A 13,684-nucleotide genomic window follows, 5' to 3' on the forward strand; every position below is an offset into this window, starting at 1 on the left:
ATTAAGGAAGATATGCGTGGTGGCTATGCGTCAGCGTAAAAGGCCGGGCTGTTTCAGCGCTTGGCAAACAGGCGAGACCACCCGCAAGCCGGCGCAGTTCCTTCAGTCTTTGCGCCGGCGATCGATGCCGTAGGAATCGAGCTTCAGATAGAGGGTGGAACGGGCGATGCCGAGCCGGCGTGCCGCCTCCGTGAGGTTGCCGCCGGAACGATCGATGGCTTCCAGAATGTCGGCCTTTTCCGAGCCGCGCAGGGTGAAATCCTCCCGCTCCGCAGACTGGCGGCGGATCTCGGACGGCAGGTCCTTGTCGTCGATCAGGCCGCTGTGCGACAGGGCATCCAGCGTCGCGACGAGGTTGGACATCTCCAGCAGATTGCCCGGCCAGTGATAGGCCTCCAGCGTGGCGAGCGCGGCTGCGGTGAAGCGCAGGCTGCGGTTGCCGCCGGTGCGCGCGTGGCGCTCGGCCACCATGTTCAGCGAGGGGATGATCTCCTGCCGGCGCGTGCGCAGGGGCGGAATGACCAGCCGCGCTCCGGCCAGCCGGTAATAGAGGTCGCCGCGGAACCTGCCTTCCTGCATGGCCTCGTAAAGCGGCGTCGACGACAGCGACAGGAGCTTGATGCCGGTGCGCGCGCGGGCGCTGACCTGCTCCAGCAGGCTGAGCAGCAGCTTCTGCGCTTCCGGCGGCGTGGCGCCGGGCCGGTCGAGGCACAGCGCGCCGCCGCTTTCGGCCAGTTGCTCCAGCATGGCCGAGCGGCGCGTTTCGCGGGCAAGGTCCTCGCGCAGCCCCTCATGGGTCAGGGTGGAGCAGTTCAGCATCTCGAAGCGGCCGGAGCCCTGCGGGCTGGCGCGGTGGATCGCCTGCGCAAGAAAGGTCTTGCCGGTGCCGGTCTCTCCCTCGATCAGGATCGGGATATGCGCGCCGGCAAGGCGCTGGGCCTGGCTGCACAGCTCGAACGTCACCGGGCCGATGCGGGCGATCTTGTCGAGCTCGGCGCCCGGGCTGATCGGCACCGGCCGCGTACGGCGCAGGGAAAGCATGACGCCAACCGCATCCTCGCCCTCGGCGATCACCTCCAGATCGGCTCCCGGCAGCGCGCCGGACAATTCCTCGGCGATCGCTTCCGGCACCTGCTCCATAAGGTCGGGAATGCGGGCGCGCAGCGAATTGAGAGCCTCGGGATCGGCGCACAGGCGCCGGAAATCCTCGGTGGCGAAGAGGTCGCGGCCGGCCCGGTCGAGAACCAGAACGGGATCGGAACTCAGCCTCGGGCGCTGCATGTGCAGGCGCTCCACCAGCCTTGCCCGCTCCATGGCGTAGTGGCGGCCGAGATCGGATTCGATCTGCAAAGCCAGCGTCGCCGAAAGCGCTGCCGCGTTCATCTGCTCCACATCGTTGGGCCATGAAATATCGACGACGCCGAGCAGTCTGCCATCGGCCGGATCGGTGATCGGTGTGGCGGCGCAGTTCCAGCGGTGGATTTCCTCGCAATAATGCTCGACGCTGCTGATCTGCATGGGCCGGCGCAGGTGAATGGCGGTGCCGATGGCATTGGTGCCGATGGCGGATTCGCACCAGCGCCCGCCGACATGCAGGTGGTTTTCGCGGCCCCGCGCCTGCGTGGCCTCGTCGCCGGCCACGTCGAGCACCACGCCCTTGTCGTTGCACAGGAGCAGCATGTTCCCGCTGTGGTTCAGGAGATAGCCGGCTTTCTGAAGGGCTGCGCGGGCGCCGAGCCGCAGCCTGCGGGCATCGCGCCTTCCTGCGAGCAGCTCGCTTTCGCCCACCTTGGGCGCGCTCTTGAGACTGGTGACGCCACTGCGGGCGCTGCGCTGCCAGCTTTGCAGCACAAGCTCCCTGACACTGAGAGGTACACGCCCAACGGCCATGAACGCTTCCCAGTCGCTTTTGGTAATGCTGGTGACCATCTGTTCCTCCCGAGCAAATGGCGAAGACGGATCATAGTGCAGCATGCTTCGCGATGTAAGCGCGATTATCTGGTGCTTGCGTAAAAGTGCATGCACCCAAGCCGGCAACTTTCGTTGCCGCTTATGCGGCGGCGCGGCCCTCCTGCGCGCCATCGCCGGTATCCTCGCCGTCCAGCCTGACAAACGCCTTGATCGGCAGGTGGTCGGAAGCGATCCGCGCCAGCGGCGTGTCGTGCACGATCACCGGCGAGACGATGTCGGTGCGGTTGGCGATGATGCGGTCGAGCGCCAACAGCGGCAGGCGCGAGGGAAAGCTCGGCACCGCGCGCGGCATCGGTCCGAAGGCCGCCTCGAACATCGACAGCGCCGAGCGGTCATTGAGACGCCATTCGTTGAGGTCGCCCATGAGTACGGTCGGCGTGGAATCGCGGGCGTTCATGATGTCGAGGATCATGCGGGCCTGAAGCGTGCGCGAATGGCGCAGCAGGCCGAAGTGGGCGGCAACCACGCGCAGACTGCCACCGGCTTCCAGATCGATCTCGGTCATGATGGCGCCGCGCGGCTCCAGTCCGGGCAGCGTGAACTGATGCACGTCGCGCACCGCGCCGCGCCGGAACAGCACCACATTGCCGTGCCAGCCATGCGACTTCGCCCGTCCGAAGACGGGCACCGGCGTCAGCCCGGCCTCGCGTTCCAGTCTCGCAAGGTCGAGAAGACCCTGTCGGTCGCCGAAGCGCTTGTCCACCTCCTGAAGGGCGATGACATCGGCGCCGATTTCATGGATCACCCGGCCGATGCGTTCGGGGTCGAACCTGCCGTCCGTGCCCACGCATTTGTGAACGTTGTAGGACGCCACCACCATGCCGTGCCGGCCGCCATGCTCGACTGCGGGCACTTCGCCCGCATGGTCGCGCCGCACGCGAAGCCGCTCCAGTATGCTGGCGGGAAGGCCAGCCCCAAGCTTCTGCATGATGTCTTCGTCTCCCCTGACTGCGCATGAATCGGGATTCGGTTCCTTAAGGTAGGCAGGCGCACAAGCCCATGCAATGCCTGCGTAAGACTAAAGCGTGTCGCGATCTTTCAGATTCGCTCCTCACGCTTTAACTTCTTGTTTTTAAGCATGTCGTTGTCTCGAAACCGGTTCCCACTTTCGAGCGACATGCTTTAAGCACCTTCCTGTCAAAGATAAGGCGAACCCAGCCACAGAATGCGGTCCACCAGCCGGCGGGCGAACGGGCGGGCGCGCAGTTCGGCAAGTTTCACCGGGCGGGCATGGGCCACGATGGCGGCAATGCGGGCGTCGATCTGGCCGGCGAAATCCCGGTCGAGGACTTCCAGATCGATCTCGAAATTCAGCCTCAGCGAACGCGGATCGATGTTGGAGGAGCCGACGAACGCCCAGGTGCCGTCGATCACCAGCAGCTTGGAATGATCGAACGGGCCTTCGTCGCGCCACACCCTGCAATGACCTTTCAGGACCTGATCGAACTGGGCCGTCATCGCCCGGTCGACGAGCAGCAGATTGTTGGCGGCCGGCACCACGATGTCGATGGTCACGCCCCGGCGGGCGGCCGTGTTCAGCGCGCTGATCAGCTCCCGGTCCGGCAGGAAATAGGGCGACATGATGCGGATGGTGCTGTTGGCCACCGAAAACGCGCCCATCAGCATCTTGTGGTTGCTTTCGAGGCTGGCGTCGGGGCCGGAAGGAAGCGCCCGCATCAGAAGCGGCGCACCGGGCTCCACCTCGGCGGGCTGGATTTCCCACGCTTCGCCCTCCAGCCTTTCGTCGGTGGCAAACAGCCAGTCCTCGGCGGCAATGGCGAATATGTCGGCCACGACGGCGCCCCGGATGCGAAAATGCGTGTCGCGGGCGCTGGCGTCGCCGGCGAATTCGCTGGTGAACCCCTGCCGGATGTTCATGCCGCCGGCGAAGGCGACGGCCCCGTCGACCACGAGGATCTTGCGGTGGGTGCGCAGATTGGCATAGGGCAGCCGCAGGCCAACGATGATGCGCCCGTTGAAGACGCGCGCCTGAACCCCGCCTTCGCGCAGATAGCCGACGATGCTGGGCACCGAATAGCGCGCGCCGACCGCATCGATCAGCACCCGCACGGTGACGCCGCGTTTCACCGCCGCAATCAGCGCATCGGCAAAGCGCAGGCCGATCGCATCGCGGTCGAAAATATAGGTTTCCAGAAGAATGCTGCGTTGCGCACCCGCTATCGCTTCGATCATCGCCCCGTAGGCCTGATCGCCGCTCTTCAGCATCCCGATGGAATTGCCACAGACCATGTGATGATGGGTGAGCCTGTCGCCGACCCGCTTGAGGGCCGCGAACCGCCCCCCGAAGCGCTGCGCCACCAGCTCGTCGGTAACGTCAGCACCCGGATGCGAGGATTTGCCGTGGCCGGCGGCCGAGCGCTCGGCGGCGATGTTGTCGCGGCGCATGCGGTTGACGCCCGCCACGGCATAGATCAGCGCGCCGACGATGGGCGACAGCATGATCACGCCCACCCAGCCTATGGCCGAGCGCACTTCCTCCTTGGTCATGGCGGCATGAATGCCCGCGATGGCGGCAATCACGAAGGAAATGACCGCCAGTATATGCGGCCAGTATTCCTGCAACACAGTCCACACGCGCGCAACGCTCCAAAAAAATCCGCAGGCCGGGGGACCGTCGGTGGCCGAAATCTGACCCCCGTGTCCTGAGTCCGGGCGCTTGATGAATGAAGCGAGTATGAAGCGATGCCGTTGCGAAGTCCATCGCCCGCACCACCCCTTCCCCCGTGCTGGCGAGGCTTCACGCGCGGGCGGGCATCGGCCTCATGCGGGCGATGACGTGGATCGCCGGGGCGGGGAAAGAAGCCGCGGCAGGGATCGCGCGCCGGGATGCCGGATACGCGCCGGTCAGATCGCCGGCTCAGGGATCGGGAGCGACGGCACAGACATTGGAGCGGGTGAGGAAGCGCTTCTCGCGGCCATTGTCGAGCGAGAACATGCCGCCGCGCCCTGCCACCACATCGATGGTGAGGTCGGTGTGCTTCCACGCCTCATACTGGGATTCGCTGATATAGACGGGTGTGTCGCCGATCGTGCCCAAAAGCACGTCGCGGTCGCCGACGATGAAGTCGCCGCGCGGATAGCACATGGGCGAGGAGCCGTCGCAGCAGCCGCCGGACTGGTGGAACAGAACCGGGCCGTGATCGGCGATGATCTCGTCCAGCAGCCTGATCGCCTCCGGCGTGGCCGAGACTTTTCCCAGAGAAGCCGTGTCGGACATCGAAACCTCCTGCCGTCGCGTGAGCGGCGGCGCGGCCGCAAGGGCCGCACCGCCCTTTCGCAGTGCGTATCAGAAGAAGCCGAGCTTCTTCGGGCTGTAGCTGACCAGCATGTTCTTGGTCTGCTGATAGTGATCGAGCATCATCTTGTGATTCTCGCGGCCGATGCCCGACTGCTTGTAACCGCCGAAGGCCGCATGGGCCGGATAGGCGTGGTAGCAGTTGGTCCACACGCGTCCGGCCTGAATGGCGCGGCCGAAGCGGTAGGCGCGGTTTCCGTCGCGGGTCCACACGCCCGCACCCAGACCGTAGAGCGTGTCGTTGGCGATCGACAGCGCTTCCTCATCATCCTTGAAGGTGGTCACGGACACGACCGGCCCGAAGATCTCCTCCTGGAAGACGCGCATCTTGTTGGTGCCCTTGAAGACGGTCGGCTTGACGTAGTAGCCGCCGGCGAGATCGCCCGGCATCTCGTTGCGCTCGCCGCCGGTCAGCACCTGCGCCCCTTCCTGCTTGCCGATATCCAGATAGGACAGGATTTTTTCAAGCTGCTCGGAAGATGCCTGCGCGCCGATCATGGTGGCGGGATCGAGCGGGTCGCCCTGCACGATGGCCTCGACGCGTTTGATCGCCTTTTCCATGAAGCGGTCATAGATCTTCTCGTGGATCAGCGCCCGGCTCGGGCAGGTGCAGACCTCGCCCTGATTGAGCGCGAACATGACGAAGCCCTCGATCGCCTTGTCGAGGAAATCGTCATCCTTGGCCGCCACGTCGGAGAAGAAGATGTTGGGCGACTTGCCGCCGAGTTCCAGCGTCACCGGAATGAGGTTCTGGCTGGCATATTGCATGATCAGCCGGCCCGTCGTCGTCTCGCCGGTGAAGGCGATCTTGGCGATGCGCGGGTTGGAGGCGAGCGGCTTGCCGGCTTCCAGACCGAAGCCGTTGACCACGTTGAGCACGCCGGGCGGCAGGATGTCCGCGATCAGCCCGAGCAGGATGTGGATCGAGGCCGGGGTCTGCTCGGCCGGCTTCAGCACCACGCAGTTGCCGGCGGCGAGAGCCGGGGCAAGCTTCCACACCGCCATCAGGATGGGGAAGTTCCACGGAATGATCTGCCCGACCACGCCGAGCGGTTCATGGAAGTGGTAGGCCACCGTGTCGTGGTCGATCTCGGAAATGCCGCCTTCCTGCGCACGCACCGCGCCGGCAAAATAGCGGAAATGATCGATGGCCAGCGGAATGTCGGCGGCCGTCGTTTCGCGGATCGGCTTGCCGTTGTCCCATGTTTCCGCAAGCGCCAGCGTGGCGAGGTTTTCCTCCATCCTGTCGGCGATGCGGTTGAGCAGAAGGGCGCGCTCGGCGGCACTCGTGCGGCCCCATTTTTCGCGGGCGGCATGGGCTGCGTCCAGTGCCGCCTCGACATCGGCCGCTTCCGAGCGGGCGATCTCGCACAGAACCTGTCCGTTCACCGGCGAGGTGTTCTCGAAGGTCTTGCCGGATTTGGAAGGTACGTATTTGCCGCCGATGAAATTGCCGTAGCTCTTGGCGTAAGGCGATTTGGCGGTTCGATGGAATTCCACTTTGTTCATGTCTTCCTCCCAGAAAACAGCACCGCCTCATGCGGCGCGTCGAAGTGAAGTGTTTCCTTACCTGTGCTCCGTGTCAGCCCGTCGATGGCAGATGCTTCAGGCCAACTGTCTCAGCCTTGCGACACTTGTCCGTAGAAAAATGCCGGCGGCGAAAAAACCGCCGGTCAGTTCGCGCCGCGCAGGCCGAACCTGCCGAGCTTGCGGTGCAGCGTGGCGCGCGACATGCCAAGCGCGCGCGCTGCCGCCGTCACATTGCCGTTGGAGCGGATCAGCGCGCGTTCCAGCACCATGCGTTCCGCCTGCCGCAGGTCCTCCGAGAAGCTGGTGTCGCCGCCGAGCAGATCGGCGGCGGGCAGTGGACGGGCCAGCACTTCCGGAGTCAGGCCCAAGGCGATGCGGGCAGAGCGGGTCGCACCCACCACCAGATCGTCCCGGTCGACGGCCAGAAACGCGCCCGGCGCCTGATCGGGCGTCGGCGCCATCACGATGCGCGCGTCCGGATAGGCGAGCCGGAAGTTCTCCGCCTCGATGCGGCGCACCGCATCGCCAAGCGCCATGGCGATCAGGTGAATGAAGCTCTCGGTCAGGTCCGCCCGGCAGGACGAAACGTCGAGCGCGGCGGCAAGATTGCCCTCATGGTCGTAGATCGGCGCGGTGGTGCACGACAAAAGCGTGTTCTTCGAATAGAAATGCTGGTCGCGGTGGATGGTCAGCGAGCGGCCTTCCACGAGGCAGGTTCCGATGCCGTTGGTGCCTTCGCTCTCCTCGCTCCAGACGGTGCCCGTCCACAGCCCCCAGTGCTCGAACGTCTCGTCGTCGGCGGCAGCGCCGCGCCGCTCGATGGGCACGCCTTCGCGGTCGGCCAGCAGCACGCAGCAACCGATGCCGCCCACCGCCAGATAAAGCCGGTCGAGGCTCGCCTGCGAGGCGCGCAGCAGCCGCTCGACACGCTGGCGGGCGTGATTGAGCTCATGATCGGTGACCCGTTGTGGCGCCCTGCGCTCAGCCGGGTCGAGCTTGTGCAGCGCCGACGAGCGCCGCCATGAGGCGACCAGCGCCGATTTCGCGGCGGCGTCGGATTCGATGGCAGCGTGAATTCTGCTGGCATGCTGCGCAACTACGGATGCACCCATCGGCTCCTCCCGGGCGGCTTCCTTTGCCTCACAAAACGCCGTGCGTTGCTTCAGGAGTTACGCATCAGCGCATTGTTCCGAGGCCTGTTCCTCTCCGGGCATCCTCCACCCTGCCCGGCAGTGCCTCAGGGGCCGTCACAGGCCCTTCCTTCGAGTGTAGCCTCCGGTCCGGTTACTTGCAAATCCGACCAAGGAAGCATGCCGGGCGCACACGCAGAATTGAAGTCAGTCCGCCTCGGGCAGCCAGATCATGAAGGCGGTGCCTTTGCCGGGTTCGCTTTCGACCATGATCTTGCCGCCCTGACGGTCGATCAGCTTCCGGGTGATCGACAGGCCAAGGCCGGTGCCTTCGCGGCGCTTGGTGGTGAAAAAGGGATCGAAGGCCTTGCGCAGCGTTTCCGCCGACATGCCGATGCCGGTGTCGGCCACGGTGATGGTGAGGCCGCTGCGCCCCTCCATTTCAGTGTCCCGGGTCGCCAGCGTCAGCCTGCCGCCGTCCGGCATGGCGTGGAGCGCGTTGACGATGAGGTTGACGAGCACCTGCTGCAGCTCGGTGCGGTTCATCAGCACCATGCGCTGCGCCTGCTGCCGGCGTTCGAGAGAGACGCGGCTGCGGTTCAGAAGGTGCTGCACCAGCGGCAGGCAATCGGTGATCACGTCGTCGGGCGCATGGCGCTCCACATAGCCGGCATATTCCTCCGGTTTGGCGAACTGAAGCAGGCGGGTGACGATCTGGCTGATGCGGTGAATCTGCTCGTCCAGAAGCCTGAACTCGGTGCCGGCTTCGCGCGCCTTGTCGCCCATCACCGCGCGGATGACTTCCAGATTGCCCTGCATGACGGCGATGGGATTGTTGATCTCATGCGCCACGCCGGCGGTGATCTCGCCGATGGCGGCCAGCTTCTCCGACATGATGAGCTGGCGGGTGGTGGCCTCAAGCTGGCGGTTGGCGAGCTCCAGCTCGCGGGTGCGCTCCTCCACGCGGATGTTGAGCTCGTCGTTCCAGGCGCGCAGCCTGGCGTCTCGCGCCTGCAACTGGTCGAGCAGATTGTCGAGGTGGATGGCGACGCGGCCGATCTCGTCGCGCGCCTGGCGAACGCCGGTGCGCGCGCCGAGGTCGCCGCTTTCCACCCGCGCGATGGTGCCGGTCATGCGCTCCAGCGGCAGGAACACGGAGCCCGCCCAGCGCAGGAAAACCGGAACGCTGACGGCGGTGATGGCAAGGAAGGCCAGAAGGATGGTGATCAGCGTTTCATGCTTGGCCTGCGTGAACGGCGCTTCCAGAAAACCGACATAGAGCATGCCGACGCGGTTGCCGTAGCTGTCGGTCACCGGCTCATAGGCGGAAATGTACCAGTCGTTGACGACGAAGGCGCTGTCGAGCCAGGTGCGGCCCTTGTCCAGAACCGCCGCGCGCACGATGGCCGAAACGCGGGTGCCGAGCGCGCGCCGCCCCTCGAACAGGCGCACATTGGTGCTCACCCGCACATCGTCCACGAACAGCGTGGCCGTGCCCTGACTGCCTTCGGGCAGGCTGGCTTCGCGGTAGACGAGATCGTTGATCGTATCGATGAATTCCAGATTCTGGTTGAGCAGCAACCCGCCCACCAGCGCGCCCTGCCGTCCGTCGGCAAGCCGGGCCGGGCCGGCGGAATGGATCACCATGCCGCGCGTTTCCTCGTCGCGGTCGGTCGGCACGGCATTGGGCGTCGGCACCAGTTCCACGCGCACCCGTTCCACAAGCGCCGGCGAGAATACGGCCAGATCGGCACTTTCAAAGATGTCGATGGCGGTGGAAGGCCGCCCTTCCAGCGCGCCCTGAATGATCGGCCAGTCGGCGCGGGGCACACCTGAGGCCATGTCGCGGGCGGTCGCTGCGATCCTGCCCTGCTCGTCGACGAGATAAAGGAAGTCGAAGCCCAGCGCCTGCCGCTGCTCTTCCAGCAGATCGCGCAACACGGCGGGCGTCCGGGCCTGCGGTTCAACGGCGTCGCGGTAGCGCGCCGATCCGCTGAGGGCTGCCATGCGCTCGCCGGTGTTTTCCAGCAGCCGCTCCAGATACTGATGCGCGATGGTGAGATCGCCATTGACCTTCGAGATCAGCGCGGCATCGAACTTGGAATTCCAGCGCAGGATGGTGACGCCCAGAAGCAGCGGCAAAAGCACCAGCGTCGGCAGAAGCGCGATGGCCAGAAGCCGGACGCGAACCGATCGCGCCGCACTCATCCGGCCGCGTTGCGGCCCGCTTCGGCTCGGCCCGTTCTGGTCCGGCCCGTTCTGGTCCGGCTTGCTCTGGTCCGGTGAAGGCCCTTGCGTGTCAGACATTCCACGCCGCGCATTTGCGGTCGATGGTCTTGCGCGAAACGCCGAGCCGGCGCGCCGCCTCGTCGCGATTGCCGCCGGTTTCGCGCAGCATGCCGAGAATATGTCGGCGCTCCATATCCGCCAGGCTGTCGGCTGCGGCATCGGCTGCGTCGACGGGCGTCTGGCGCGTGTTCACAAGATGCTCGACCGGGAACCGGCCGAGGATCAGCGTGCGCTCGATCAGATTGTGCAGTTCGCGCACATTGCCCGGCCAGTCGTAGCGGCCGAGTGCGGCGCGCGCTGCGGCATCCACCGGCACCGGCGGCATGCCGAGCTGGCGCGACAGTTTCTGCATGAACAGCTCAGCCAGATCATACACATCGTTGCCGCGATCGTTCAGCGGCGGCATGTGGATCTGCATGACGTTGATGCGGAAATAGAGGTCGGCCCGGAACTGCCCCTGCTGCACCAGCCGCTCAAGGTCGGCATTGGTGGCGAACACGAAGCGCAGATCGACCGGCACCTCGCGCTCCGAGCCGACAGGCCGCACGCGCCGGTCCTCCAGCACGCGCAACAGCTTGCTTTGCATGGGCAGCGGCAGGTCGCCGATCTCGTCGAGAAACAGCGTGCCCTCCTGCGCATGCATGAAGATGCCCTCGCGCGCCCGCTCGGCGCCGGTGAAGGCGCCTTTCAGGTGGCCGAACAGTTCGCTTTCGATCATGTCGGGCGGAATGGCGGCGCAATTGACGGGCACGAAGGGCTTGTCGGCCCGGTCCGACAGCGAGTGCAGCGAGCGGGCGGCAACCTCCTTGCCGGTGCCGGAAGCGCCGGTCAGAAGCACCGATGTCGGCAGCGGGGCGACGCGCGTGATCGTCTCGCGCACCCGCATGATCGCTTCGGACTCACCGATCAGCCGGTCGCGCAGCAGCATCTGGTCGGCGGCGGCGCGCAGCTGGTAGCGCAGCACCTGATTTTCGCGCTGCAGCCGCACCCGGTCGAGGCAGCGCGCCACGGCGTTCAGGATCTGGTTGGAGCGGAAAGGTTTCAGCACGAAATCGGCAGCACCAGCCCTGAGCGCCTGAATAGCGGTTTCGAGATCGGCGAAGGCCGTCATCAGGATGGTGTCGGCGAAGAAGCCGATGGCGCGCTGCTCGGCCAGCCATTCCACGCCGCTCTTGCCGGGCATGATGTTGTCGAGGATGACGATGTCGAAATGGTGCTTGTCGAGCTTGGCGGTAGCTTCCTGCGTGTCGGCCGCCTCTTCCAGCCGCTTGCAGCGCGGACCCAGCGTGCGCACAAGGAAATTGCGCATGCCGGGTTCGTCGTCCACGACCAGTATCGATGCCTGTGCAAGCCAGGGACCGAATTCGGGATCGCCATCGGGTTCGCTTAGCCGGTGCACGGAATGTGCGGGCACTGTCATCCTCCCAATGCCGCTGTGAATGTCCGGTTCCAACCTAGCGGTTCGGCAACGAAAAGACAGCCCCTGTTCGGATTTGGAATAACGCTACGGATGAAGCGCGCCCGGCCCGTCAGGCGTGCGCCCAGTCCCAGTAGAGCTGGCGCGCCTTGCGGGCGAAGGGGCCGTATTCCAGCTTGCGGTCGTCGAAGCCCAGAACCGGCATCACCTTGGTGATGTTGCCGCTGGAGAAGATCTCGTCGGCCTTGCGGAAGTCGTCAACGCTCAGCGTCTTTTCATGGACCGTGACGCCGGCATCGCGCAGCAGGCGGATGACGCGCTGGCGGGTGATACCGTCGAGGAAGGTTCCGTTCGGAACCGGGGTAAACACCTCGCCGTCGCGGGCCATGAACACGTTGGAGGTGGCAAGCTCGGCCACATTGCCCAGCGTGTCGCACACCAGCGCATTGCCGAATCCGGCGGCGCGGGCCTGAGCCAGCATGCGGGCATTGTTGGGATAGAGGCAGGCCGCCTTGGCGTTGACCGGCATGGTTTCCATCGTCGGGCGGCGGAAGGTGGTGGTGGTGATGGTGAAGCCGCCGGGCTCGACCATCGGCCGCTCTTCCAGACAGAGCGCGAAGGTGGTGGAGGCGGGGTCGAGCGCCACCACGCTTGCGTCGCCCTCTTCAGCCCAGTACATCGGGCGGATGTAGATGGCGGCATCGGCGGCGAAATGCTTCAGCCCCTCATGCACCAGTTCCATGATCCGTTCGGCGCTGAGCGTCGGCTGGAGGCCGAGCGCCCGGGCGGAGGTGTTGACGCGTTCGGAGTGCAGGTCGAGGTCGGGCATGACGCCTTCGAAGCGGCGCGCGCCATCGAACACCAGCGAGCCCAGCCATGTCGCGTGCGAGCCGGCACCGAGAATGCGGACATCCCCTTCGTGCCATTTATTGTTGTACCACGTCCATTGGTTGGAAACCTGCGCCATCGGAAACCCCGGTTCTTAGAAAATTTTGCGAAATCTATCCGCAGCCGGCCGGCTGCGTCCAATGCAAATGTCGTTTTTTCGACAGACATATGCGGGCAACCGGATCGTCGGGATGGCTGTGGGCGTCATCATGCAGCTTCTGCGCCGCCCTGACCGATCAGCTGGCCGGCGACCGTGGTGATGGTGGCCGCCAGCTGTTCCATCAGGTCGGTGGCGCCGCTGGTCTTGCGCCAGAACAGGCCGATGTCGCGCCGGAAGTCGCCCGATTCCAGAGGCAGCAGCGCCATATCCTTCGACGTGGCATGGCCGGTGCAGGCAAGCTGCGGCAGCAGCGTCATGCCCATGCCGGCGATCACCATCTGGCGCAGGGTTTCGAGGCTGGTGCCGCGGAAATCGTCATATTCGCGCGCGCCGTAGCGGCGGCACAGGCTCAACGCCTGGTCGCGCAGGCAATGGCCCTCTTCCAGCAGCATCAGGTTCTGGCTGGCAAGCGCATCGACAGGCGCGGGGCTGCGCCCTGCAAGGGCATGGGAGGCCGGAACGGCCAGCCGGAACGGTTCGCTGAACAGCTTGCGCCCGGTCACATGCGCATCCTCGACTGGCATCGCCAGCAGCACCGCGTCGATCTGGCCGTCGATCAGGCGGCGCAGCAGAATGCTGCTCTTTTCCTCGGTCAGCAGGATTTCGGTGGCGGGAAAGGCGCGCATGAAGCGCGGCACCACATGCGGCAGAAGGTAAGGTCCAAGCGTGGGAAACACGCCAAGATGCAGCCGCCGCGTGGCGCCGGCGGAATGGCGCGCCGCCTCGTCGCGCAGCTGCGCCACCTCGTCGAGCACGGTGCGGGCGCGGCGCACGGCGGCTTCGCCGGCCTGCGTGAGGATCAGCCGGCGCGGCGCGCGCTCGAACAGCGCCACGCCCAGTTCCTGCTCCAGCTTGCGGATTTGCGCCGACAGCGTCGGCTGGCTGACGCCGCAGGCTGCGGCGGCGCGGTGGAAGTTGCGCTGGTCGGCCAGCGCAACGAGATATTCCAGCTCGCGCAGGTTCATCGCATGTCGGACCCCGAG

Annotated in this window: 10 protein-coding genes; all 10 read right to left on the reverse strand. The window is 65.6% G+C overall.

Going from position 1 to position 13,684, the window contains the following annotated elements:
* Positions 1 to 102 precede the first annotated feature (102 nt).
* Positions 103 to 1,929 (reverse strand): sigma-54-dependent Fis family transcriptional regulator, encoded by a 1,827-nt coding sequence (locus AC5XE7_RS03885; protein WP_495364882.1) that lies wholly within the window; start codon positions 1,927 to 1,929, stop codon positions 103 to 105.
* Positions 1,930 to 2,050: 121 nt separating this feature from the next.
* The gene (locus AC5XE7_RS03890; RefSeq protein ID WP_495364883.1) at positions 2,051 to 2,899 is read right to left on the reverse strand and encodes an endonuclease/exonuclease/phosphatase family protein; all 849 of its coding nucleotides are present in this window, start codon (positions 2,897 to 2,899) and stop codon (positions 2,051 to 2,053) included.
* Positions 2,900 to 3,108: 209 nt separating this feature from the next.
* The gene (locus AC5XE7_RS03895; RefSeq protein WP_343060849.1) at positions 3,109 to 4,566 is read right to left on the reverse strand and encodes a phospholipase D-like domain-containing protein; all 1,458 of its coding nucleotides are present in this window, start codon (positions 4,564 to 4,566) and stop codon (positions 3,109 to 3,111) included.
* Positions 4,567 to 4,849: 283 nt separating this feature from the next.
* Complete coding sequence (locus AC5XE7_RS03900; protein ID WP_495364884.1) at positions 4,850 to 5,209, reverse strand: DUF779 domain-containing protein; 360 nt, start codon at positions 5,207 to 5,209, stop codon at positions 4,850 to 4,852.
* Positions 5,210 to 5,278: 69 nt separating this feature from the next.
* Positions 5,279 to 6,796, reverse strand: a complete 1,518-nt coding sequence (gene adh, locus AC5XE7_RS03905) for an aldehyde dehydrogenase (RefSeq protein WP_495364885.1) — start codon at positions 6,794 to 6,796, stop codon at positions 5,279 to 5,281.
* Between the two features lie 164 nt (positions 6,797 to 6,960).
* Positions 6,961 to 7,929 carry a helix-turn-helix domain-containing protein gene (locus AC5XE7_RS03910; protein WP_495364886.1) on the reverse strand — a complete coding sequence of 323 codons (969 nt, stop codon included), beginning with the start codon at positions 7,927 to 7,929 and terminating at the stop codon, positions 6,961 to 6,963.
* A gap of 225 nt (positions 7,930 to 8,154) precedes the next feature.
* Positions 8,155 to 10,155, reverse strand: coding sequence for a sensor histidine kinase (locus AC5XE7_RS03915; protein WP_495364946.1), 2,001 nt, complete (start codon positions 10,153 to 10,155; stop codon positions 8,155 to 8,157).
* 91 nt (positions 10,156 to 10,246) lie between these two features.
* Entirely contained in the window at positions 10,247 to 11,656 is a 1,410-nt protein-coding gene (locus AC5XE7_RS03920) for a sigma-54-dependent transcriptional regulator (RefSeq protein WP_495364888.1), read from the reverse strand.
* Between the two features lie 109 nt (positions 11,657 to 11,765).
* Positions 11,766 to 12,620, reverse strand: coding sequence for a branched-chain amino acid aminotransferase (locus tag AC5XE7_RS03925; protein ID WP_495364889.1), 855 nt, complete (start codon positions 12,618 to 12,620; stop codon positions 11,766 to 11,768).
* Between the two features lie 128 nt (positions 12,621 to 12,748).
* Complete coding sequence (locus AC5XE7_RS03930) at positions 12,749 to 13,666, reverse strand: LysR substrate-binding domain-containing protein (protein ID WP_495364890.1); 918 nt, start codon at positions 13,664 to 13,666, stop codon at positions 12,749 to 12,751.
* Positions 13,667 to 13,684: the final 18 nt, after the last annotated feature.

The sequence above is a fragment of the Aquamicrobium sp. YD-1-mutant5 genome (assembly GCF_059509755.1).